At 69.8% G+C, this 21,090-nt stretch carries 20 protein-coding genes and 1 pseudogene; 15 read left to right on the forward strand and 6 right to left on the reverse strand.

Features of this window, described 5'->3' with window-relative positions; genetic code table 11:
* Positions 1 to 15 precede the first annotated feature (15 nt).
* Positions 16 to 552: an RNA polymerase sigma factor gene (locus tag OG205_RS19705; protein WP_330277696.1), complete on the forward strand. Its 537-nt coding sequence runs from the start codon at positions 16 to 18 to the stop codon at positions 550 to 552.
* Positions 545 to 1,576: a CU044_5270 family protein gene (locus OG205_RS19710; protein ID WP_330277697.1), complete on the forward strand. Its 1,032-nt coding sequence runs from the start codon at positions 545 to 547 to the stop codon at positions 1,574 to 1,576. Before OG205_RS19705 ends, OG205_RS19710 begins: the two co-directional genes overlap by 8 nt.
* A 1-nt stretch (position 1,577) precedes the next feature.
* Here OG205_RS19710 and OG205_RS19715 read toward each other — a convergent pair whose 3' ends face one another.
* Entirely contained in the window at positions 1,578 to 2,117 is a 540-nt protein-coding gene (locus OG205_RS19715; protein ID WP_330277698.1) for a hypothetical protein, read from the reverse strand.
* Here OG205_RS19715 and OG205_RS19720 point away from each other — a divergent pair.
* The 3 genes from OG205_RS19720 (at position 2,116) to OG205_RS19730 (ending at position 5,128) form a co-directional block, all read left to right on the forward strand.
* Entirely contained in the window at positions 2,116 to 2,286 is a 171-nt protein-coding gene (locus tag OG205_RS19720; protein WP_330277699.1) for a hypothetical protein, read from the forward strand. The two genes, OG205_RS19715 and OG205_RS19720, sit on opposite strands and share 2 nt — an antisense overlap.
* A gap of 210 nt (positions 2,287 to 2,496) precedes the next feature.
* On the forward strand, positions 2,497 to 4,653 hold the full coding sequence (locus OG205_RS19725; protein WP_330277700.1) for an ATP-binding protein: 2,157 nt from the start codon (positions 2,497 to 2,499) through the stop codon (positions 4,651 to 4,653).
* Between the two features lie 40 nt (positions 4,654 to 4,693).
* Entirely contained in the window at positions 4,694 to 5,128 is a 435-nt protein-coding gene (locus OG205_RS19730; RefSeq protein ID WP_319973515.1) for a cupin domain-containing protein, read from the forward strand.
* A gap of 40 nt (positions 5,129 to 5,168) precedes the next feature.
* Here the strand turns inward: OG205_RS19730 and OG205_RS19735 are convergent, their stop codons facing one another.
* A complete protein-coding gene (locus tag OG205_RS19735; RefSeq protein WP_330277701.1) occupies positions 5,169 to 6,893 on the reverse strand; it encodes an L-aspartate oxidase in 1,725 nt (574 codons plus the stop codon).
* Positions 6,894 to 7,010: 117 nt separating this feature from the next.
* Here OG205_RS19735 and OG205_RS19740 point away from each other — a divergent pair, with 117 nt between their 5' ends.
* Positions 7,011 to 7,601 (forward strand): phosphoribosylanthranilate isomerase, encoded by a 591-nt coding sequence (locus OG205_RS19740; protein WP_330277702.1) that lies wholly within the window; start codon positions 7,011 to 7,013, stop codon positions 7,599 to 7,601.
* On the opposite strand, the gene OG205_RS19745 is transcribed toward OG205_RS19740, so the two are convergent.
* Together OG205_RS19745 and OG205_RS19750 are read right to left on the reverse strand one after the other, a co-directional pair.
* Positions 7,598 to 8,716: a metal-dependent hydrolase family protein gene (locus OG205_RS19745; RefSeq protein WP_330277703.1), complete on the reverse strand. Its 1,119-nt coding sequence runs from the start codon at positions 8,714 to 8,716 to the stop codon at positions 7,598 to 7,600. The two genes, OG205_RS19740 and OG205_RS19745, sit on opposite strands and share 4 nt — an antisense overlap.
* Before the next feature lie 196 nt (positions 8,717 to 8,912).
* Entirely contained in the window at positions 8,913 to 9,275 is a 363-nt protein-coding gene (locus OG205_RS19750) for a DUF4406 domain-containing protein (RefSeq protein WP_330277704.1), read from the reverse strand.
* A gap of 49 nt (positions 9,276 to 9,324) precedes the next feature.
* Between OG205_RS19750 and OG205_RS19755 the strand changes: the two genes are divergently transcribed.
* Positions 9,325 to 10,065 carry a DeoR/GlpR family DNA-binding transcription regulator gene (locus OG205_RS19755; protein ID WP_330277705.1) on the forward strand — a complete coding sequence of 247 codons (741 nt, stop codon included), beginning with the start codon at positions 9,325 to 9,327 and terminating at the stop codon, positions 10,063 to 10,065.
* Between the two features lie 159 nt (positions 10,066 to 10,224).
* On the opposite strand, the gene OG205_RS19760 is transcribed toward OG205_RS19755, so the two are convergent.
* Positions 10,225 to 11,367 (reverse strand): HEAT repeat domain-containing protein, encoded by a 1,143-nt coding sequence (locus OG205_RS19760; RefSeq protein WP_330277706.1) that lies wholly within the window; start codon positions 11,365 to 11,367, stop codon positions 10,225 to 10,227.
* Positions 11,368 to 11,416: 49 nt separating this feature from the next.
* On the opposite strand from OG205_RS19760, the gene OG205_RS19765 reads away from it, so the two are divergent.
* The 4 genes and pseudogenes from OG205_RS19765 to OG205_RS19775 all read left to right on the forward strand — a co-directional run bounded on the left by OG205_RS19765 (position 11,417) and on the right by OG205_RS19775 (position 14,336).
* Positions 11,417 to 12,781, forward strand: coding sequence for a cytochrome P450 (locus tag OG205_RS19765; protein WP_442916828.1), 1,365 nt, complete (start codon positions 11,417 to 11,419; stop codon positions 12,779 to 12,781).
* A complete protein-coding gene (locus tag OG205_RS19770) occupies positions 12,771 to 13,325 on the forward strand; it encodes a TetR/AcrR family transcriptional regulator (RefSeq protein WP_330277708.1) in 555 nt (184 codons plus the stop codon). Before OG205_RS19765 ends, OG205_RS19770 begins: the two co-directional genes overlap by 11 nt.
* Positions 13,326 to 13,423: 98 nt before the next feature.
* Positions 13,424 to 13,717 (forward strand): annotated as a pseudogene (locus OG205_RS46815) (aromatic ring-hydroxylating oxygenase subunit alpha); the annotation flags it as partial.
* 37 nt (positions 13,718 to 13,754) lie between these two features.
* Positions 13,755 to 14,336 carry an RHO alpha subunit C-terminal catalytic domain-containing protein gene (locus tag OG205_RS19775; protein ID WP_330278194.1) on the forward strand — a complete coding sequence of 194 codons (582 nt, stop codon included), beginning with the start codon at positions 13,755 to 13,757 and terminating at the stop codon, positions 14,334 to 14,336.
* Here OG205_RS19775 and OG205_RS19780 read toward each other — a convergent pair.
* On the reverse strand, positions 14,333 to 16,291 hold the full coding sequence (locus OG205_RS19780) for an NACHT domain-containing protein (protein WP_330277709.1): 1,959 nt from the start codon (positions 16,289 to 16,291) through the stop codon (positions 14,333 to 14,335). The two genes, OG205_RS19775 and OG205_RS19780, sit on opposite strands and share 4 nt — an antisense overlap.
* A 128-nt stretch (positions 16,292 to 16,419) precedes the next feature.
* Here OG205_RS19780 and OG205_RS19785 point away from each other — a divergent pair, with 128 nt between their 5' ends.
* From OG205_RS19785 to OG205_RS19800, 4 genes are all read left to right on the forward strand, one after another.
* Complete coding sequence (locus OG205_RS19785; protein WP_330277710.1) at positions 16,420 to 17,496, forward strand: alpha/beta hydrolase; 1,077 nt, start codon at positions 16,420 to 16,422, stop codon at positions 17,494 to 17,496.
* A gap of 143 nt (positions 17,497 to 17,639) precedes the next feature.
* Positions 17,640 to 19,358, forward strand: a complete 1,719-nt coding sequence (locus OG205_RS19790; protein WP_330277711.1) for a S8 family peptidase — start codon at positions 17,640 to 17,642, stop codon at positions 19,356 to 19,358.
* Positions 19,359 to 19,426: 68 nt separating this feature from the next.
* A complete protein-coding gene (locus OG205_RS19795; protein ID WP_330277712.1) occupies positions 19,427 to 20,068 on the forward strand; it encodes a hypothetical protein in 642 nt (213 codons plus the stop codon).
* A 54-nt stretch (positions 20,069 to 20,122) separates the two neighbouring features.
* Entirely contained in the window at positions 20,123 to 21,025 is a 903-nt protein-coding gene (locus OG205_RS19800) for a LysR family transcriptional regulator (RefSeq protein ID WP_330277713.1), read from the forward strand.
* The last annotated feature ends 65 nt before the right edge of the window (positions 21,026 to 21,090 follow it).

Consider the following 21,090-nt stretch of genomic DNA (forward strand, 5'->3'; position numbering starts at 1 on the left):
ACAGGAGGGCCGGGGGTGACGAAGCCTCTGGACAGGGACGCCTGGGTCGAGCTGTACGACCGGCACGCCCGCGATCTGCACCGCTACCTGGCGCTGCGGGTGGACACCGCGATCGCCGACGACCTGGTGTCCGAGGCGTTCCTCATCGCCTGGGAACGCCGTGAGAGCTTCGACCCGGCCCGCGCGAGCGTCAAGGCGTGGCTGTTCGGCATCGGGACGAACCTGCTGCGCCAGCACGTGCGCTCCGAGGGCAGACGCCTGCGGGCCTGGGCGCGCGACCACGGCAGGCGCGCGGTGGCCGACCACGTCGACGACCGCACGGCGTCGGTGGTGGACGCCAAGTCGCTGCTGAGCGACCTGGGCGAGACGCTCGCGGACCTGCGGCCGGAGGAACGGGACGTGCTGCTGATGGTGGCGTGGGCCGATCTGAGCGCGGCCGAGGTCGCCGAGGTGACCGAGACGCCGGTGGCGACGGTGCGGACCCGGTTGTTCCGGGCACGCGCCAAACTGCGGGCGAAGATCAACGGACAGGAGGGTGGCGACGATGCGTGACGTGACTCGTCAGGTCGAGGACGAGACGGTCAAGTGGGCGATGTCGGACGTCGCCCCGATGAGCGACGACGCGTTCGACCGAGGCCGCGCGGCACTGCTCGCCCGGATCGACGCCGAGGAGTCCGGCAAGGTCGTCGCGCTGGCACCCCGTCGCCGTCGCCGCATCCCGGTGGTGGCCGCGGCCGCCGCGATGGTCGTGATCGCGGGCGCCGCCCTGGTCGCCCCGTCGATGATGTCGCGCGAGAAGGGCCCGAACGTGGGCAGCGCCGCCGCGGCCGAACTGCTCAGCCAGGCCGCGAACCTCACCGGTGACGCGACGCTGCAGCCGGGCCAGTACCTGTACGTGCTGCAGAACGCCCGCTGGTCGATGACCGAGTACGACCACAGGTGGATGTACCTGCAGGACCAGAAGCTGCAGACGTGGATCCCGGCCGACCGCAAGGGCTCGTGGCTCTACCGGCGCGACGCCGTCGGCGACCGGCAGTGGCTGATCGGGTCGCCGCAGGACCTCTCCCCCACCGAACTGAACTCGCATCTCGACGGGAGCGACGAGTACCGGTCGGAGGGCGGCCCCGCGTTGCACGACAAGATCAAGGCCAGTTTTCGCGACCCGTCACCGGAGTACCTCGCCTCGCTGCCGAGCGACCCGAAGGAGCTGTACCAGAAGCTCCGCGACGAGGTGTCGGGCGACGAGGGCCTGGTCTTCCTGCAGATGGTCAACGACGGCCTGGACACCGGCGTGTACCCGGCTGCCGTGCGATCGGCGGTCTACCAGGCGCTGAGCCACCTGCCGAAGCTGGAGATCGTCGAGAAGACGGCCGTGATCGACAGTCGCAGCGGCACCGCGCTCGGCGTCACCGAGAACGAGACGACCGAGCAGATCGTCATCGACCAGGCGACCGGCGAGTACCTCGGTTCCCGCACGGTGCTGGCGAAGGACGCGTGGGGCCTGAAGCGCGGCCAGGTCGTCGGCACCACCTCGGTGACGACGAAGGTGGTGGCGGGCATGGGGCTGGCCGCCTGAGTCACCGTGCGAAGTCGCGGTACAGCACGACCCAGAACTCGCCGGGCCGTTCGGTCGCGCCGGGGAACCACCTCGGCGCGACGGCCTCGGCGAGTTCGTCCGCGCGTTCGAGCAGCGTGCTGACCGCCGGTTCGCCGACGACGACCACGGCGGACCAGTCGACGTGCGCCAGCATGAAGTCCCGCGTGACGCCGAACCGCTGTTCCAGCACCATCATCAGCTCGTGGGCGGTGTCCGGACCCGCGTCCACGTCGCTGACGTCCGGCACCTCCGCCTCGGTCGCCGGTGCGGGTTCCGCCTCGTGCTGCTCGGACCACACGTGCTTGTCGAGCGAGTAGATGCTCGACGTGAGGTCGTGCGCCTGCTCCTCGCCGAGGACGAGCGTGATCGCGCGTCCGTCGGTGAGCGTGAACGTCAGTTCGGCTTCCGGGAACGCACCCGACCCCGGCACCGCCGCGACGGACCCGGCGACCTCACCGGTGAGCACGTGGTCCGCGTGCGTCTCCGTGCCCATCCGGAACGACGGCAGGTTCGCGGCCATGTCCACGACGAGCCGCGCGGCCGTGAAGAACGCTTCCTTGTCGTGGAACTCCTTGCGGCCACTGGTGAGCGTGCGTCCGATGCCGGCCGGCTCGACGTACGCCTCGACCGTGCCCGTCCCGTCCCACCGGGCGTGGACGGTGATCCCGTTGGCCAGCCGCTTTCGGTAGTTCTCCTGGCCACTGTGGCGGGACCAGCGCCCAGCCGGCGACCGATTCCTCTTGGTGCACCTGCGATCCTCTCCGGTGAGGATCCGACGCTGTCACACGACGGCGTGCCGCGTGGCCTTTTCCGCCTCGCACGTCTGTGACCTGTCGGCGATGTTTCGACTCACCCCGAAACGAGCGCGCAAGATCGTCGCGACCTGGTACGAAATGTCCGTGACTGATGAGTTCGCCGGGGCCGTCCGGCGTTTCCGGCTCCGTGCGGGCCTCACCCAGGAGGCCCTCGCCGAACGGTCGGGGATCTCGGTCAGCACCATCCGCGGCATGGAGACCGGCAAGCGCCGCAACCCGCAGCTCGCCTCCGTCCGGCAGCTCGCGGCCGCGCTGGCGCTGCGGCCTCAGGAGCAGGAGGACCTCCTCTCGGCCGCCAGTGCCGAACCCGTGCCGGCGCCCCGCCAGCTGCCGCCCGAGCTCGCGGGCTTCGTCGGCCGCGGCGACGCGCTCGGCCGGCTCGATGCGGTCCTGGACGACGGTGCGACGTCGACCGTCGTGATCAGCGCGATCTCCGGGACGGCCGGGATCGGCAAGACGACCCTCGCGCTGCACTGGGCGCACCGGGTGGCCGACCGCTTCCCCGACGGCCAGCTGTACGCGGACCTGCGCGGCTTCGACCCCGGCGGCACGGTCATGGCGCCCGGTGAGGCGTTGCGGGCGTTCCTGGAGGCGCTGAACGTGCCGGCCCGCAGCGTCCCCGACGACGTGGAGGCGCAGGCCGCGAAGTTCCGGACGCTGATGGCGGGTCGCGCGATGCTGGTCGTGCTCGACAACGCCCGCGACGCAGCCCAGGTCCGTCCGCTGCTGCCGGGCACGCCGGGCAGCCTCGTGGTCGTCACCAGCCGCCACGACCTCACCGGGCTGATCGCGACGACCAACGCCCGCGGCCTGCCGCTCGCGTTGCTGAGCCGGGAGGAGGCGCACGCGCTGCTGGCCGACCGCCTCGGCGCGGAGCGGGTGGACGCGGAGCCCGCCGCCGTCGCGGAGATCATCGACCGGTGCGCGGGGCTGCCGCTGGCGCTGGCCGTCGTGGCCGCACGCGCCGCGCACACGTCGTTCTCGCTGACGGCCTACGCCGAGGAACTGGGCGGTCTGGACGGGTTCGGCAGCGGGGACGAGGCGACGGACCTGCGGGCCGTGTTCGCCTGCTCCTACCTGGCGCTGAGCCCGGCGGCGGCCAGGGCGTTCCGGCTGCTCGGCCTGCACCCAGGCACCGAGATCTCCCTCGCGGCGGCCGCCAGCGTCACGGGGCTGACGTCGGCGCGGCGGGTGATGCAGGAACTCACCCGCGCCCACCTGATCGTGGAACGCACGCCAGGGCGTTTCGAGTTCCACGACCTGTTGCGCGCCTATGCGGCCGAGCAGGTCCAGCCGGACGAACGGCACGATGCGCTCTATCGGCTCGTGGCGCACTACCGGCACAACGCGGAACACGCCCGTGCCAAAGAACACCCCGGCACGCCGGCCGAGCCGACACCGCCGGACGGAGTGGTGGCCGTCGCCTACGCCGACGTCACCGCCGCCAGGTCGTGGTTGGAGACCGAGACACCCGCCCTGCTCGCGATCGTGCGGTCCGATCACGGATTCCCGCGGGAGGTGGTCGCCCTGGTCCGGGCCATCGCGAACTTCCTCGACGTCAACGGCCGGTTGTCCGCCAACGTCGACATCCTGCACCGGGCGATCGCGTTCACCCAGGACCAAGGGCAACTGGTCGCCCTGTGGAAGCTGATCGCGCGGGTGCACACCAGAGCGGGACGTCACACCGAAGCACGGGCGTTGCTGGACCACGCCCTGGAGATCGATCTCGCGTCCGGCGACACCAACGCGCTCGGCTACACGTACTTCGGCCTGGCCCGGCTCGCCGGCGGGCGGGGCGACCACCGCGAGGCGTTGGACCTCGTGTCGAAAACGGTCGCGTGCTTCCAGGAATCCGGCAACCGCTCGGCCGAGGCGGACGCGTTGAACGGCGTGGCCTGGTGCCTGGCGATGCTCGGCGAGTACGACGAAGCGCTGGTGCGGGCCGAACAGGCGATCGCGGCCGGCGAGGTCGTGAGCGCCGGCCGGATCGACACGCTGGGGTACATCCAGCACTGCCGCGGCAACCACGGCGAGGCCGTGCAGCACTTCCGGACGGCGATCGGCATCGCCGAGAACGCAGGTGACCGGTACATGCTCGCCGAGGCGTTGACCCACCTCGGCGACACCCACGAGGCCATGGGCAACCACGCCGAGGCGCGCGAGACGTGGGAGCAGGCCGTCGAGGAGTGGGAAGCGCTGCACTCGCCGGAAGCGGACGCTCTCCGCGCCAGGCTCACCTAGGCGCTGTCACAGATCGGCGGTGTGTCCGGTCTTTCTTTTCATGAGCCACGAACACACGCACCAGCTGGACAACCCAGACAAGAGCGGACCCCCGCCGAAGATCGAGGTCATCGGCACCGTGCCGGGAGCGCCCCAGATCCCGGACGGCGCCGAGGCCATGACCATCTTCGTGACGCTGCCGCCGTCGAGTCCCGGAGCGCCGCCGCACCGCCATTCCGGTCCCGCGTACGGCTATGTCGTCAAGGGCGCCATCGTCTTCGAACTGGAAGGCGAGCCCGAACGGGTCGTGCGCGCGGGCGGGACGTTCTGGGAGCCGGGCGGCGACGTCATCCACTACCAGGACGGCAACCACCTGGCCGACGAGGAATCCGCTTTCGTCGTCACGATGTTCTGCGCGCCCGGCCAGCCGATGCTGACCGTCGTGGAGGCGGACGAACTGGAGGCGCGCAAGCACCTCAGGGCACCCCGGCCGTGACGAACGCGAGGGGCGGGGACTGCTCCCCGCCCCTCGTTTCTCACTCGACCAGTTTGCCGGCCGTGTCGACGTCCCTCATGAGCGACGTGATCTCGTCCGGCACCGCGGGAATCTCCTCGCGCTCGACCTGACCGGGGCCCGCCCAGACGAGGTTCACCTGCTGCGCGGGATCGATGTCCGGGAAGTCCGACCGGTTGTGGCAGCCACGGGTCTCGCGGCGTTCGAGGGCGCACTCCAGCGTCGCGCGGGCGGAGAGCGCCGACGCCACCAGGTCGAAGGCGTGCGCGAGGTCCTGGAAACCGGCGAGGTCGGGGTGCACGCCGACGTTGCTGATGCGTGCCTCCAGCTCGTCCAGTTCCGCGAGTCCCTTGCGCAGCCCGGCTTCGTCACGCACGACGCCCGCGTGCTCGGTCATCGTGTTGCGCAGCGCGCGTTGCAGGGCACGGACGTTCTCCTGGCCGTCTGCGGCGAGCAGTCCGTCCACTTCGGACCTCGCTTCGCCGAGCGCGGTGTGCGAACGCCGTTGCGCGTCCAGGGAAGCCGAGTACTCGGCCGCCGCCTCTCCGACGATCCGGCCGTACACCAGCAGTTCGATGAGCGAGTTGCCGCCGAGGCGGTTCGCGCCGTGCAGGCCGCTGGACGCCTCACCGATCGCGTAGAGGCCGTCGACACCCGTCGAGTGGTCCGCGGGTGACACCCACACGCCGCCCATCGAGTAGTGCGCGGTCGGCGCGATCTCGATGGCTTCCTGGGTGACGTCCTTCATCTGCAGTTCGAGCAGTGTCTGGTAGACCCTGGGCAGTCGTTGCATGATCTGCTCGCGCGGCAGGTGCGACACGTCCAGCCACACGCCACCGTTCGGGGTGCCGCGGCCTTCCTTGATCTCGGTGTACGCGGCGAGCGCCACCCTGTCCCGTGTGGACAGTTCCATCCGCCGCGGGTCGTAGCGGGCCATGAACCGCTCACCTTGGGCGTTGGTGAGGATGCCGCCCTCGCCGCGGGCGGCCTCCGACACCAGCGTGCCGGCCGCGTTCTCCGGTTCGAGCAGGCCGGACGGGTGGAACTGCACCAGTTCGGGGTCGCGGATGCGGCCGCCCGCGAGCACCGCCAGGCGGAACGAGTCGCCGGTGTTCTCGTCGCGGCGGCTCGACGTGCGGCGCCAGATCCGGGTGTGCCCGCCCGCGGCGAGGATGACGACGTCCGCGTGGAACACGTACCGCTTGCCGGTGTTCAGGTCGAACCCGTACGCGCCGAACACCACGTTGTCGCGCACCAGGATCCGCGTGATGTAGCAGGAGTCGTGGATGGGGACGTTGAGCTGCGTGGCCCGGTTCACCAGCGTGCGCTGGATCTCCAGCCCGGTGTAGTCGCCGGCGAACGACGTGCGGCGGAACGTGTGCGCGCCGAAGAACCGCTGCGAGATGCGCCCGTCGGTCTCCCGCGCGAACGGCATGCCCCAGCGTTCGAGGTCCTCGATGCCGCGCGGCGCCTGCTCGGCCACGACCCGCACGATCTCCGGATTGGCCAGGAGGTAGCTCTCCTTGATGGTGTCCGCCGCGTGCTGCTGCCACGTGTCGGCGGGGTCCATCGTCGCCAGCGCCGCGTTGATGCCGCCGGCGGCGAGGGCGGTGTGCGCGTCGTTCTTGGGTCGCTTGCCGACGACCAGTACGTCGACTCCGCGTTCGGCCAGTTCGATGGCGGCGCGCAGTCCCGCGCCCCCGCTTCCGATCACCAGCACTGACGTTGCGATCTGCTGTTCAGTCATCGCGGCCTCCGTTGCCCGTCTCTTCCATTAAGTAGGACCGGGCAGCGCTTCTGCTTGTGACTGTTAGCTGCGTGACAGTGCGTCCGTGGACACACCACTAGGGTCAGTGGTGTGTTCGTGAAGCTTTGTGGTCTGCGCACCGAGTCCGATGTCGCCGTGGCGGTCGAGGCCGGGGCTGACGCCGTCGGTTTCGTGCTGACGAGCAGTCCCCGCCAGATCGACGTCGACCTGGCGTCCCGGCTCGTGGCGGAGGTGTCCGCCGAGATCCTGACCGTCGCGGTGGTGCGCGGAATCGGCGCTGCGGAAGCCGGTGAGCTGGCGCTGAAGACGGGCGTGCGCGCGTTGCAGTTGCACGGCGACTACCCGCGTGAGGCATTCGACGAGTTGGTGGACCTGCCGTTCGGGCTGGTTCGGGCGACGGCGCTCGGACCGGACACCGACGTGCTCACCGGGGCGTTCGGCGAGGAGCTGCTGCTGATCGACTCCCCGGTCGCGGGCTCTGGCGAGCAGTGGGACATCACGCGACTCGCCGAGAACCCGCCCACCGGCAAGTGGTTGCTGGCGGGCGGGCTGTCTCCGGAGACGGTGGCCGGGGCGATCAGCGTCGCGAAGCCGTGGGGCGTGGACGTGTCCAGCGGCATCGAGTCGAGCCGTGGAGTGAAGGACCACGGCCGGATGCGCGAGTTCGTTCTCGCCGCACGCGGTTAGACGACGCGTTCGCCGCCGCGGAACACCGCGCGCACGTCGAGCAACGCGCTGAGGTCCTGCAACGGATTGCCTGCCACGGCAAGGAGATCGGCGTCGTGGCCGGGCGCGATTCTGCCCTTGCGCTCGCCGATGCCGCACGCCCGCGCGGCCACGCTGGTGGCGGACGCGAGGGCGTCGGCGTTGCTGAAGCCGAGGAGTTCGCCGAACTCGATGACGCCGTGCGGCAACGAGTCGAAGCGTTTGAACGGGCCGATGCCCGCGTCCGACGAGCACACCAGCCGCACGCCGCGTTCGCGCATCCGGCCGAAGTTCTCGCGCAGGGTCAGGCTGACCGGGGTGGCGGGTTCGGCGGTCGGGCGGCGCGCGGTCGTGGTGCTGACGTAGATCTCCTTGCGCACCAACGTGTCCACAGTGTCCCAGTCGACGGCGAGGCCGCCGGGTGCGAGGAAGAAGGCGTGCTCGATCGAGTCGACGCCCGCGTCCACCGCCGCCTTGATGCCGGTGGACGCGTGCGCGTGGACCGTGACCGGGATGCCCGCGGCGTGTGCGATCTCGACGGCCGCTCGCAGTTCCTCGGTCGTGTACTGCTGGTCGAACGGCGACGAGCCGGGCGTGATCGACCCGCCGGTGGCCATGATCTTGACGACGTCCACGCCGCGCTCGACCCGTTCGGTGACGGCGGCCCGCACGCCGTCGAGCCCGTCCGCCTCGCCGCCGAGGAACCAGCAGTGGCCACCGGTCGTCGTGACGGGCGGGCCGGAGACCAGCACCTCCGGGCCGGCGTCGCGAGCTTGGAGCGTCAGGTAGCCGCGATCACCGAGGTCACGGACGGTCGTGATGCCCGCTTGGAGCGCCTCCAAGGCGTTGGCGCGGATCCGGGCGAGCACCACGTCGTCGGGGTCGGTCTGGTCGGTCGCCACGCCGAACGGGTCGAAGGCCAGGTGCACGTGCGAGTCGACCAGACCCGGCAGCAGCGTGACGTCACCGAGGTCGGTCACCGGCAGGCCGGCCGGGTCAGCGGAGACGATCCTGCCGTCCTCGACCACGACGACCGGTTCGCCGGTGATCTCCCTTTCGCCGTCGAAGATCCGTGCTGCCCGAATGGCCTGTTTCATGGTGTCCCCCAACACATGTGACTGGGGTCCAGGCTAGTGGCGCGACCCGGAATGTTGGCGAGGTAATCCACGCTCAGCAGGGCGCCTCGCGGCACCGCCCCCACGCCCCCATACATCCGGTATGAGGACGTGGGGGCGGCACCACGATGCACCCGTCTGACCGCGAATTCCCCCGGCAACCTTCCGTGCCGCGCCACTAGGCCGCGCGGTAGCCGGGGACGTCCTCGACCCGGTGGTAGACCGGCAGTCCGCGCTCGCGGGCGATCCGCACGTCCTCGTCCGCGCCGGTCGACTCACCGGGCAGCCGCAGCACCGCCTCGCAGCGTTCCAGCAGGCGTTGCGCGGTCGGGTACATGATCTCGGACGCGATCGGGTCGGTCGGCGAGCTTCCCCCTGCGCCGCGCAGCACCGGCAGCGCGACCCACTCGCCGATCATCGGCACGTGGCCGCTGCGGAAGATCGGCCATGCCGCCTCCTCCAGCCGTTCGAGGTTGCGCGCCATGAGTGCGGGGTCGTCCCCGGTGCCGGATCGGTAGGGCCCTGCGATCAGAATCAGCATGCCACCGACCATAATGTGCAAGACTCGGCAAAAACAAGGAGAAACGTGCATGTTGGCTGCCCAACGCCGTGACCTGCTGCTCGAACGACTGCGCACCGACGGCCGGATCGTCGCCAAGGACCTCGCCGCCGAAGTCGGCATCTCCGAGGACACGATCCGCCGCGACCTGCGTGACATGGCGGCGGCGGGCCTCTGCCAACGCGTGTACGGCGGCGCACTGCCCGTATCCCCGGCCATCGCCGACTACGCCACGCGTCAGGGCGTGCAGGTCGATGGCAAGCAACGGGTCGCACGAGCGGCGGCCGCGTTGATCGAACCGGGCAGCACCGTGATCCTCGATGGCGGCACGACCACGCTTGCCGTCGTGCGCGCGCTACCGCTCGATCTGCAGGCCACGGTCGTCACGCACAGTCCGACGATCGCGAGCGCGTTGGAGGAGCACCGGGACGTGGAGGTCTACGTCATCGGAGGGCGGCTGTTCAAGCACTCGATGGTCGCGTGCGGTGCCGCTGCCGTAGAAGCCGCACGAGGCGTGCACGCCGACCTCTTCTTCGTAGGTGTCACGGGCGTGCACCCCGAAGCAGGGCTCACGACCGGTGACGCGGACGAGGCCGCGATGAAGCGCGCGCTCGCCCATCAGGCCGCGGACACCTACGTGCTGGCCAGTTCGGAGAAGATCGGCACGGCGTCGCGGTTCTCCGTGCTGCCGTTCGCCGAGGTCGCCGGCGTGATCACGGACGCGGACAACGAGACCGTGCGCGCGTTGGAGGTGCCTGTCATCCAGGCCTAGGCCGTGTCCTGCAGGTCCGTTCGATGAGAGTCACGGTCGAGAGACCCGGAGGCGGTGCCGCCGGAGCGCCCTCATACCGGGCGTATTCGGGCGTTCCGGCGGTGCCGCCTCCGGGGCCCTCGGCCGCGACTATCGGGGACGAGACCTGCAGGACACGGCCTAGCTGATGACCTGCAGGTAGCCCTTGGGAGAGCCGTGCGTGCGGCCGCATTCGGTCAGCGCGAGCACGCCGTGCCCCTCGACGTCGCCCTCGAAGTAGCCGGGGTTGACCGACAGTTCCTCGGCGATCTCGGTGGCCCAGATGTCGTCGAGGTCGTCGTTCTCGTCGCTGGTGTCGTGCGGCAGGCCTCGGCCGTCCTCCACGTCGAGCTCACCGACCTGGTCGTCCGGCTTGAACGCGTCGTAGTAGCGGACGATCTCGCCCTGTTCCGCGACGCACCACGCCGTCCAGCCGTCGCCGCAGCTCATGCCGTAGTAGTGCGCCTCGCCGAACACGGCGCTCAGCACCGCGCAGATCTCGGTCACCGGACGGGTCGCGTGCTCGAACGGCTCGCCGAACACCAGCGTCCAGCCGTCCCACGAACCCGTGACGTACACCCTGGCGCACCGGACGTGTTCGTCGTCCTTGGTCCACGCGTGGTGGTCGTTGTTCCAGGCCTGGGCGCCCAGCACCTTGGTCACCGGCACCGGTTCCCGCAGCCCGCAGACCTCGAGCACCGCCGCCTGGTTCTCGGTCTTGATCGCGTACCAGCCGCCGCAGAGGTGCATCTCGTCGACGCTGTACAGGTCGTCTTCGAGCTTGAACCGGACGAACCGGTCGACCACCTCGCGGTCCTCCGGCGAGAACGCGTCCGGTCCGGCGACCTCCGCGATGCCGATCAACGCTCCCCTGCGCAACGCGCCTTTGGCCGTGCGGCGGGTTTCTTGCAGCAACGGCAACACATCCGGTCCCATGGTCCCGAACGCCCACAACGCTTCCCGTTGCACGTAGTGGTCCTCGTCGGCGAGCACGGGCAGGAGCGTCGCCGCGTGCTTGAGCGCCGTCTCACCCCGGAACATGCTCGCGGCCGCCCGGCGGATCCCGTGATGGGGGTGCCGCAACGCGTCGAGGTAGGTCTCGTCGTCCGCCCGCACCAGGGAGAACACCCGGTAGCCCTGCCGCACGACCTGACCGTCCTCGGAGGTGGTGATCAGCTCGATCAGCCCGTCGAACGTCGTGATCGCCTGCTCGCGCACGAAGTCCCCGGCCTCGAGTCTGAAGCGGTCGTCGTCCATGCGGTCGAGCAGCGCCCGGAGCTCCATGGCGCGGCACCCTAGCGCGTCGTCCCAAGTGGACCTCGGGTTCCACCGGATGGCCGAGACCTTGACTCGCAGCGGCGTACTGGGCACGCTGCGAACCGTGACGAGCCTGGCTGAGGAGCACGTCAAACCCGCGGTGCGCTGGAGCATCGGCCACGCACTGCCGCGTGCCGTGCTGCGCCTGGCGGCCCGCCGCGGCGACCTGCAGGGCCGCATCACCGTCGAGGCCTCCACCGGCGCCGATCTGACCGGCCTGTTCGACGAGATCCGCGCGCAAGGCCCGCTCGCCGCCACGAAGATCGGCCACACGACCACACGACACGAGGTCGTCAAGGCGATCCTGTCCGACGACGCGTTCGTGACGGCTCGCCCGCGCTTCGGCGCCGGCATCCTCGGCAAACTCGCCGCGTGGTCGGCAACCGAGGTGATGCACCCCGTCCAGCCGCCGTCGCTGCTGGCCGTCGAACCGCCCGCGCACACCCGCTACCGCAAGCTCGTCACCCGCGTCTTCACCGCCCGCGCCGTCGAACAGCTGCGTGCCCGCACCCAGCAGATCGCCGACGACCTGCTCGACGACCTCGACCCGGCCGGCCCGGTCGACCTGATCGAGGCCTACTGCGGCCTGCTGCCGGTCACCGTGATCAGCGAGATCCTCGGTGTGCCACCCCAGGAACGCGCGACCGTCCTCGCTCTCGGCGCGGCCGCCGCACCGAGCCTGGACCTCGGCCTGTCGTGGCGCGTGTTCCGCAACGTCGAGACCGGCCTGAACACGTTCGACGCCTGGCTCTCCCGCCACCTCGACTCCCTGCGCGCCAACCCCGGCGACAACCTGCTCAGCCGCCTGATCACCGCCCGCGAGGACGGCGTAGGCCTCACCGAACGCGAGCTGAAGGCCACCGCGGGCCTCGTGCTGGCCGCCGGTTTCGAGACCACCGTGAACCTCCTCGGCAACGGAATCTCGTTGCTCACCAAGCATCCCGCGCAACTCGAGACGCTTCGTTCAAGCCCGGAGCTGTGGGGCAACGCCGTGGACGAGGTGCTGCGCCACGATCCACCGGTGCTGCTGACCGGCCGCATGTGCGCCCGCGACACCACGATCGCCGGCATCCCCGTGCACCGAGGCCAGCTCGTCACGACCGTGCTCGCCGGAGCCAACCGCGACCCGTCGGTCTTCGAGAACCCGGCGGCGTTCGACGTCGCCCGCCCGAACGCCCGCGACCACGTGTCGTTCGGCGCCGGCCGCCACTACTGCCTGGGCGCCCAGCTCGCGCGCATGGAGGGCGAGATCGGCCTGCGCACGATCTTCGACCGCTTCCCGGACCTCGCCACGCTGCCCGGCGCGCGGCGCCGCCCGACCCGCATCCTGCGCGGCTTCGAACGCCTGCCCACCGTTCTAGGCTCGGCGGGTGAGCACTGATTCGGCCGGACGCATCCTCGACGCCGTCCTGACCCTGTTGTCCCGGCACGGCATCGGCGGCGTGAGCATGCGTGCCGTGGCAAAGGAAGCCGGCGTCGCTCTCGGCCTGGTCAACTACCACTACGACGACAAGACCAGCCTGATCTGCGCGGCCCTGCGCCGCATCGAGGACCAGGACATCGCCCTGGTGGAGCCGGATCCGTCGTTGCCTCCCGCCGAACGGCTGCGGGTCGCGTTGCGGCGGGTGGCCGACCCGGAGTTCCTGACGACCGAGTACCTGTCGCTGCGGCTTCAGCTCTGGTCGCTGGCGCAGGCCGGCGAGGAGTTCGAGCGCATCAACACCGAGGCACAGGGCCGGTACCGCGCCGGGCTGGCGCGGCTGATCCGCGCGGCACGACCGGAACTGTCCCGCTACGAGTGCGCGAAACGGGCGGCGGACGTCGACGTGATCCAGAACGGCATGTGGCTCACCGCGTTGCTCGGCCTCGACCGCGCGTCACTGCGCCGGGCTGTCGCGCTGTGCGAGGACATCGCACTCTCTTGAACGACCGTTCAATACGCTCTACCTTGGGACACATGAAGGTCACGGCGGAGGACGTTCATCGCATCGCCACCGGTCACCACCCCGATCCCGCGCGTTCGATGTCGTTGCGAGCCGAGGCGTACGTCGAACCTCTCTGGGCCGATTTCGAAGACCGCGCGGTCTTCTCCCGTACGTGGCAATGGATCTGCCACGTCGGACAACTGACCGAACCCGGCAGCTACGTCGCGTCGACCGTGGCAGGCATGCCGATCGTGGTGGTGCGAGACCGAACCGGGATCCTCCGCGCGTTCTACAACGTCTGCAAACACCGCGCGCACGAACTCCTGACCGGCAGCGGCGTGACACGCAACATCGTCTGCCCGTACCACGCGTGGACGTACGACCTGAGCGGCGACTTGAAGGCCGCACTGGGCACCGGACGTCGCCAAGCTGACGCACGCCCGCAGACTCACGTACACGATCGACTCCAACTGGAAGAACGTCGTCGACAACTTCCTCGAGTGCTACCACTGCCACATCGCGCACCCGGAGTTCGTGGACCTCGTCGACATGGGCACCTACGACGTGAAGACGCACGGCATCTGGTCGAGCCACTTCGCCGAAGCCGGCAAACAGGCGAACAGCGCGTACGACGTGTCCGGCGCGACGGTCAACCAGCACGCCGTGTGGTGGCTGTGGCCCAACACGTGCCTGCTGCGCTACCCCGGCAGATCCAACTTCATGGTGCTGCAGATCCTCCCGGACGGCCCGGACCGCACGCACGAGACGTGGGACTTCTACTTCGAGACCGCCGACCTGACCGCCGCGGAGTTGGACGGCGTCCGGTACATCGACGAGGTGTTGCAGCAGCAGGACATCGGCATCGTGGAGAGCGTGCAACGCGGGATGCGCACGCCGGCGTTCGATCAGGGGCGGATCGTCTACGACCCTGCCGGGACCGGGTTGTCCGAGCACGGCGTGCACCACTTCCACGGCCTGCTGCTGGACGCGTATCGCGCTGCCGCGGACTAGTGGCGGGCGAGGTGGTCGCGCAGCCGTTCGTGGCGGAACTGGTAGTTCGCACCGGACTGCCGCAGCACGCCGAGTTCGTAGGCGTCCTCGAGGAACGCGATCATCGCCCACGGCATCCGCCCGGTCACGGGCCACCAGAAGCGGACCAGGATCAGCCATTGGCCCCACGCGGTGAACGTGACCAGGTAACCGAGCGCACCGACGCAGCCGCTGATGCCTCCGATCGCGACAAGGGCGAGCAGCCGCGAGTCCAGGACGCCGACGACCCCGTTGAGCAGCTTGACGACCACGTAGCCGCTGAACAGGAACATGAGGGTGACCGCCGGAACCAGCGCCGTGGCCTGACGCAGGGCGGTCACGCGGTTCTCGGCCAGAAGGCTGACGGGGTCGAAGGCTCTGCTGACGTCGAGCGGCGACTCGAGAACCGCCGCGAGGCCGAGCACCGCACCACCCGCGATGGCGAAGACCAGGCTCCAGACGATCGAGTTGACGACCGTCATCACGAGCACATCGGCGCCGGTCACGTCCTCTGGGACGCCTCCGAACAACTCGCCGAAGAACATGCGCACCAGCGTGGTCACCACGGCGTAGCCGATTCCCAGCCCGAATCCTCCGCTCAGGCCGAGGGTGATCGAGCCGCGCACGGACCGTCCCGTGCGAGGGCCCCACAGCCGCAGTCGTACCCGCGACGGCCTGACGACGTGGCCTCGCATCGTGATCACGCCGTAGATCAGGCCGAACATGATGCCGGCGGCAGGTGCGAAGAACATGCCCTCCAGCAACGCCGTGCGCACGCCCTTCGCCACGCCTGTCTCGGCCGAGTACACCGGCAGGTAGACCATCCAGTCGAAGAGCGCGGTCAGCAGTGACACCGCCAGCCCGACGGAGGCGATGCGCCGGAAACGGCTCATCGTGCCGCCGAACTCCCACCACGCCAGATCCCGCGTTCCGAGCCGGGCCAGGTGCCCGAGCCACCGGCGGGCGTCGTCGGCATCCCACCGGCGGCAGTCGCGGTAGGCGGCCGGTACGAACGCGCCGAGCAGGTGTTCCTCGGTGGCGGGCTCGTCCGGGAACCGCTTCGCGTCGAGCAACGCGGACGGGCTCTCGGCACCGCTGTGGACCTTTCGCGCGAGGGACGCCATCAGCGGTGTCCGCAACACCTCGGCGAGGCGGCCCTCCGGATGGGCCTCGATCTCCGCGAGCACCGGCGCCCACTCACCGGTGTCCGGCAGGTAGGCGGAGAGGTCGGCCGCGGTGACGCCGGACAGCTCGATGACCGCCGCCCTGGCGAGCGGGCGGCTCGCCTTCTCGTACTCGCCGAGCCTGCTGGTCAGCAACCACGGGAGCTTCGAGCAGCTCAGCTTCTCCAGCGCTCTGTCGTGCAGACCGGACGCGATCTCGTCGAAGCCGTCGAGCACCGGCAGGATCCAGCCGTCCTCGACCAGTTCGGCGGCGAGGCTCGTGCCGCCGGGAACCCGTGCGTCCATGCCCGTGTGGTCGCGCAGCAACCGTTCGATCAGCCAGTCGCGCAGGCCGAGGCGCGCCGGGTCCCACGAGGCGAGGCTGAAGATCACCGGCACCGGGTCCGAGGCGGCGCGCTTCCGCACGAACTCCTGGACGAACCGGATCGTCAGCATCGTCTTGCCGGAGCCGGGCTCGCCGAGCACGACCAGCCGTCCGTCGGGGGCGTTCTCGTAGACGTCCGCGATCGTGTCCCCCTCCTTCCCCGCGCCGAGGGCGGTCCGCGGCCACCACCGGACCGCCAGCGGGCCGGGGTCGTACAAGCCGCGGTTCTCCTCCTCCCGGCGGCAGCGGCGGCTCACGGTCTCCGCGAGTTTCTCCGCCTGCGAATTCATCAGGTCGTTTCTTCGCCGCAGCGCCGCACCCAGTTTCAGCTCCGAACCGAATCCCGAGGCCGTTGCCCGGATCGGGAACTGCTTCGACGGCTCGGTCATGGCGTCAGGGTCCCGGAATGCGGCTCGGCGTGTCCACCCGGCCACCGATGGCCGGTCTGTGGCCTGGCCGCTGAGGAGGCACAACGCCATGATCGACGTGCTCGGAAGGAAACCGGAGGGGGAATTCCATGTCGATTCGATTTCGCACCGCGCGAAAACGCGGAACGTGCTTGTTCGCCGTGCTGACCGCCGCACTGGCGTTGTCCAGTCCCGAGGCAAAAGCCGCAGACGCGGCGCCACCGCAATTCACCGACGGATTCGGCCTGGTCGTGACGAGCCAGCCGCGCTGGGTCGACGAGAACCACCGCACGTTCATCTTCAGCGTGTCCACGAACCAGGTGCCCACGCCGACTCTCCTGGAGGGCCAGGAACCCGGCAGGCACGCCATCGTCGTCACGCTGCCGGACGACTACAACGCGACGACCAAGAGCTACCCGGTCCAGTACTACCTGCACGGCCACCCCGACCGGCCCGACGCGCAGTGGAACCAGCGGGTCGTCGAGAAGGCGACGGCCGGGACGGACCTGATCACCGTGCAGCCCAACGGAAGCGGCCGCGGCTGGTACTCGAACTGGGTGAACCCCGGCGCCGCGGGGCCGCAGAACTGGGAGACGTTCCACCTGGAGCAGGTGATCCCGTTCGTGGACGCCAACCTGCGCACGAAGGCGGCCAAGGCGGATCGCGCGATCGTCGGGCACTCGATGGGCGGCTTCGGGGCACTGCACTACGCCGAGCACCGGCCCGACCTGTTCGGTTACGCCGGCAGCTTCTCCGGCGGGCTCGACCTGCGGAACTCCGAACTGCGCGCGGCGATCACGGCCACGTTGGTCAACCCGGCCAGTGGCACGCCGACCGTGAACGTCGACGCGGTCTTCGGGCCGCCGATCTGGCCGTTCGACGGCATCTGGAACGCCCAGAGTCCGGCGCACAACGTGGCGTCGTTGAGGGGCATGGGCATCGCGCTGTACACGGGCAACGGCGGTGACCTGACGGTCAACCCGATCCAGGCGGTGTTCGAGCACCGGGCCAGGGAGACGGCGCTGGTCACGGCCGCCAACCTCACCGCGGCGGGCATCGGGTTCCACTTCTCCGACTACGGCGACGGCAGCGGGTGGGCGCCGGGCTGCACGGGCAAGCACGCGGACGAAGCGTGCGTGCAGGCCGACATGAACCACTTCGTCGGGTTGTTCACGCGCCACGCCTGACGTGCGACGTTCGTAGTGAGCCGAACGGGGCATTTCTGAAATCGCGCGTCCTGAATGCCGTCCTGCCTCCTCTAATGAGTCTGACGGGCCCCTGCACCTGCGCGAAGTGCGCGGGCGACGCCCGCTTAGGAGTTGGAGGAATCGTGTTCCTGGGTTCACGATCACGCCTGCGGACCGCGGTCATCGCCGCGGCCGTGGGCGCCGGTGTGCTGACGGCGGCCACCCCCGCCGCGGCGGCACCCGCCGCAGGTACGCGTGCTTATCTCGTCATCACGGCGCCCGGTGCCACTGCCGGTGCCGCGACGGCTGTGAGCGGCAACGGTGGCACGGTGTGGACGAGCTACGACGCCATCGGTGTCATCGTCGCGCACTCTGGTGCCGCTGACTTCGCCACCAAGATGCGCGCCATCAGCGGTGTGCAGAAGGTCGGTGCCACGCGCACCAGTGACATCCCCGCCGAGGCGGCGAACCCGCCGGTTCCCGCCGCGAAGTCGCAGGCCGCCCCGTCGACGACTGAGCCGGTGCGCTCGGACATGACTCAGATCGGCGCCGACAGGGCGTGGGCGAAGAACCTGGGGTCGTCCAGTGTCACGGTCGGTGTGCTCGACACGGGTGTCGACGACCTGCACGACGACCTCAAGAGCAACTTCGACGCCGCCAACTCCGGCTCGTGCGCCTACGGCAAGCTCGACACGCGTGCGGGTTCGTGGCGTGACACCGACACGCACGGCACGCACGTGGCGGGCACGATCGCGGCGGCCAAGAACGGGCGTGGCGTCGTCGGTGTCGCACCCGGTGTGAAGATCGCCTCGGTGCGCATCGCCGAGAAGCCGAGCGGGCTGTTCTTCCCCGAGAACACCATCTGCGCCATGGTCTTCTCCGGTGACCGCGGCTTCGAGGTGACCAACAACAGCTACTACACCGACCCGTTCCTGTTCAACTGCCCGGACAACGCCGACCAGGACGCGATCCTCGAAGGTGTGAAGCGCGCGGTGGCCTACGCAGAGGGCAAGGGCGTGCTCAACGTCGCCGCGGCGGGCAACGAGAACTACAACCTCGCGAGCAAGTCCCGTGACACGACCAGCCCCAACGACTCCACCCCGGCGACGCGCACCGTCACCAACGCCTGCCTGAGCGTCCCGACCGAGCTCTCCGGCGTCGTCAGCGTCGCGTCGATCACCTCGGGCAACGCCAAGTCGTCGTTCTCGAACTTCGGCACCGACAAGATCCACATCTCGGCACCCGGTGACAGCGTCTACTCCACGGTCCCCGGTGGCGGCTACGGCTCCAAGTCCGGCACGTCGATGGCCTCCCCGCACGTCGCGGGCGTCGCCGCGCTGCTCAAGTCCACCAACCCCACCGCCACCCCTGCCCAGCTGCGCACGCTGCTGGCGACCCAGGCGGACGACCTGAGCTGCTCCGACAGCCGGTGCAGCGGCACCGCGGCGAAGAACAACTTCTTCGGTGAGGGCCGCGCCGACGCGTTCGCCGCGGTCGACACCGGCACTCCCCCCGGCAACTCGTTCGAGAACACCGCCGACGTGGCCATCCCGGACGCTGGCGCGGCCGTGACCAGCCCCATCGCGGTCTCGGGCGTCACCGGCAACGCCCCGGCGACGCTGAAGGTCGACGTCAACATCGTGCACACCTACCGAGGTGACCTGGTCATCGACCTGATCGCCCCGGACGGCACGGCGTACCGGCTCAAGGCCTCGAGCAGCAACGACGGTGCCGACAACGTCGTGGCGAGCTACACGGTCAACGCGTCGAGCGAGGTCGCGAACGGCACCTGGAAGCTGCAGGTCAAGGACGTCGCCGCGCAGGACACCGGCTACATCAACTCCTGGAAGCTGACCTTCTAGAACGGCATTCGGAGGAACCTCGGCGGCCACGGCTAACTAACGTCCCTGCCTGCAGCGATAGCAGTGACGTGGAACCCGATCTGTGGTCGTCGGCCGCCGAGGCCCTCGACGAGCACGAACACGCCTTGGTGATGGCCCGGCTGGCCGGCACCGTCGTCGGCCCCGGCCAGACCGAGCGGCTCTCCAGGGGCGAGCGCGACGTCGTGTTCCTGCTGCCCGACCGGCTGGTGCTCGTGCGGCCCGAGCCGTTCTGGACGGGTTCCTACGACCGCGGCCAGATAGTGCGCATCATGCTCGCCGCCGGGCACGTCCAGTTCGACGTGACCGGCGGCGACAGCGTCGAGTTCTGGATCGACACCGAGCTGTCGCCCGCCGAGCCGTTCGTGGAACAGGCCGAGATCTGGCTGGCCCCGCGCAAGAGCTCCACCAGCGGCGCGGTCATCGGGTTCGGGCTCGCGATCATCATCGCGTTCCTGTTCATCCTCGGACCGGTGGACCTGATGCCGTCGGACGACCGGCTCACCGTCAAGTCCAGTTGCGGCGACTTCCTCCGCGCGGGCGTCGACGAACAGGTCGAGCTGCTCAGACGGCTCTTCGGGCAGGTCGGCACACCCGCGGAGGCGGACAAGCCGATGACGCTCGACGCCTCCCGCCGGCACTGCGGCGAGCACAACGGCGCGACGCTGGACTCGCTCGTCACCGGCAAGTGAGGCTTAGGGCCTTCATCGCGGACCAGACCTCGATACAGGCCCTAGAGTGCGGAAATGTTCGACACCCGCCAGCTCGAGGTCTTCGCGACGGTAGCGCGAACCGGATCGTTCAGCGCCGCCGCACGACTGCTGCACTGCACCCAGCCCGCCGTCAGCCAGCAGATGCGGGCGCTGGAACGGCAGGTGGGCGGACCGCTGTTCGTGCGGACGGGTCGCGGGCTGCACCTCACCGAGGCCGGGCGGATCCTGGCCGAACGCGGGTCGGACCTGCTCGACCAGCTGGCCACGACGCACCAGCAGGTCAGCGCGATCGCGACGCACGACATCGGCACGATCCGGATCTGCGCGTTCCCCAGTGCCAACGTCTCCCTGGTGCCCGCGGCGGCGGCGATCCTGGCAGAGGAACGGCCTCAGCTGCGGCTCGAGCTCGTCGAGGAGGAGCCGCCGGACTCGTTCGCGCTGCTGCGGCGCGGTGAGGTCGACGTGGTGCTGAGCTTCAGCTACCTGGACGAACCGCAGGACGAGGCCACGGTCAACGGCATGCTGAGCGTGCCGTTGCTGCGCGAACCGCTCGCGTTGCTGGTCCCCTCGGGGCATCGGCTCGCCGGTCGCGAACGCGTGTCGTTGTCCGAGGCGGCTGAGGAACGCTGGATCGCCGGTTGTGTGCGGTGCCAGCGCGCGTTGCACGTGGCGTGCGGGGCGGCCGGGTTCGTCCCGGACATCACCTGCTCCACCGACGACAACCTGGCCATCCAGAGTCTCGTCACCGCAGGTCTGGGCGTCGCGCTGGTGCCGCGGCTGCTGTTGTCGTTCCTGAAGCACCCCGGTCTGACGGTGGTCGAGGTGGCGTCGGCGGCGCAACGGCTCACCTCGCTCTACACGTGGCCGGACCTGATCAAACTGCCGATCATGCGCGCGACGGTGGACGCGTTGATCTCCGCGTCGGCGAAGGCATAAGCGCGCCTTATAAGCCCCCAACAAATGGCCATCTACTGCGCATAGCTCGCACTGGTCATGGTTGG

Origin of the sequence: Lentzea sp. NBC_00516, assembly GCF_036346835.1 — a bacterium.
Classification (GTDB): Bacteria; Actinomycetota; Actinomycetes; order Mycobacteriales; family Pseudonocardiaceae; genus Lentzea; species Lentzea sokolovensis.

Coding starts and splice junctions, on each gene's coding strand:
- OG205_RS19720 (WP_330277699.1), top strand. CDS start 2,116: ATGTCCACGACGAGCCGCGCGGCCGTGAAGAACGCTTCCTTGTCGTGG.
- OG205_RS19710 (WP_330277697.1), top strand. CDS start 545: ATGCGTGACGTGACTCGTCAGGTCGAGGACGAGACGGTCAAGTGGGCG.
- OG205_RS19750 (WP_330277704.1), bottom strand. CDS start 9,275: ATGCTGATTCTGATCGCAGGGCCCTACCGATCCGGCACCGGGGACGAC.
- OG205_RS19760 (WP_330277706.1), bottom strand. CDS start 11,367: ATGGAGCTCCGGGCGCTGCTCGACCGCATGGACGACGACCGCTTCAGA.
- OG205_RS19735 (WP_330277701.1), bottom strand. CDS start 6,893: ATGACTGAACAGCAGATCGCAACGTCAGTGCTGGTGATCGGAAGCGGG.
- OG205_RS19755 (WP_330277705.1), top strand. CDS start 9,325: ATGTTGGCTGCCCAACGCCGTGACCTGCTGCTCGAACGACTGCGCACC.
- OG205_RS19785 (WP_330277710.1), top strand. CDS start 16,420: ATGTCGATTCGATTTCGCACCGCGCGAAAACGCGGAACGTGCTTGTTC.
- OG205_RS19745 (WP_330277703.1), bottom strand. CDS start 8,716: ATGAAACAGGCCATTCGGGCAGCACGGATCTTCGACGGCGAAAGGGAG.
- OG205_RS19800 (WP_330277713.1), top strand. CDS start 20,123: ATGTTCGACACCCGCCAGCTCGAGGTCTTCGCGACGGTAGCGCGAACC.
- OG205_RS19780 (WP_330277709.1), bottom strand. CDS start 16,291: ATGACCGAGCCGTCGAAGCAGTTCCCGATCCGGGCAACGGCCTCGGGA.
- OG205_RS19765 (WP_442916828.1), top strand. CDS start 11,417: ATGGCCGAGACCTTGACTCGCAGCGGCGTACTGGGCACGCTGCGAACC.
- OG205_RS19730 (WP_319973515.1), top strand. CDS start 4,694: ATGAGCCACGAACACACGCACCAGCTGGACAACCCAGACAAGAGCGGA.
- OG205_RS19715 (WP_330277698.1), bottom strand. CDS start 2,117: ATGGCCGCGAACCTGCCGTCGTTCCGGATGGGCACGGAGACGCACGCG.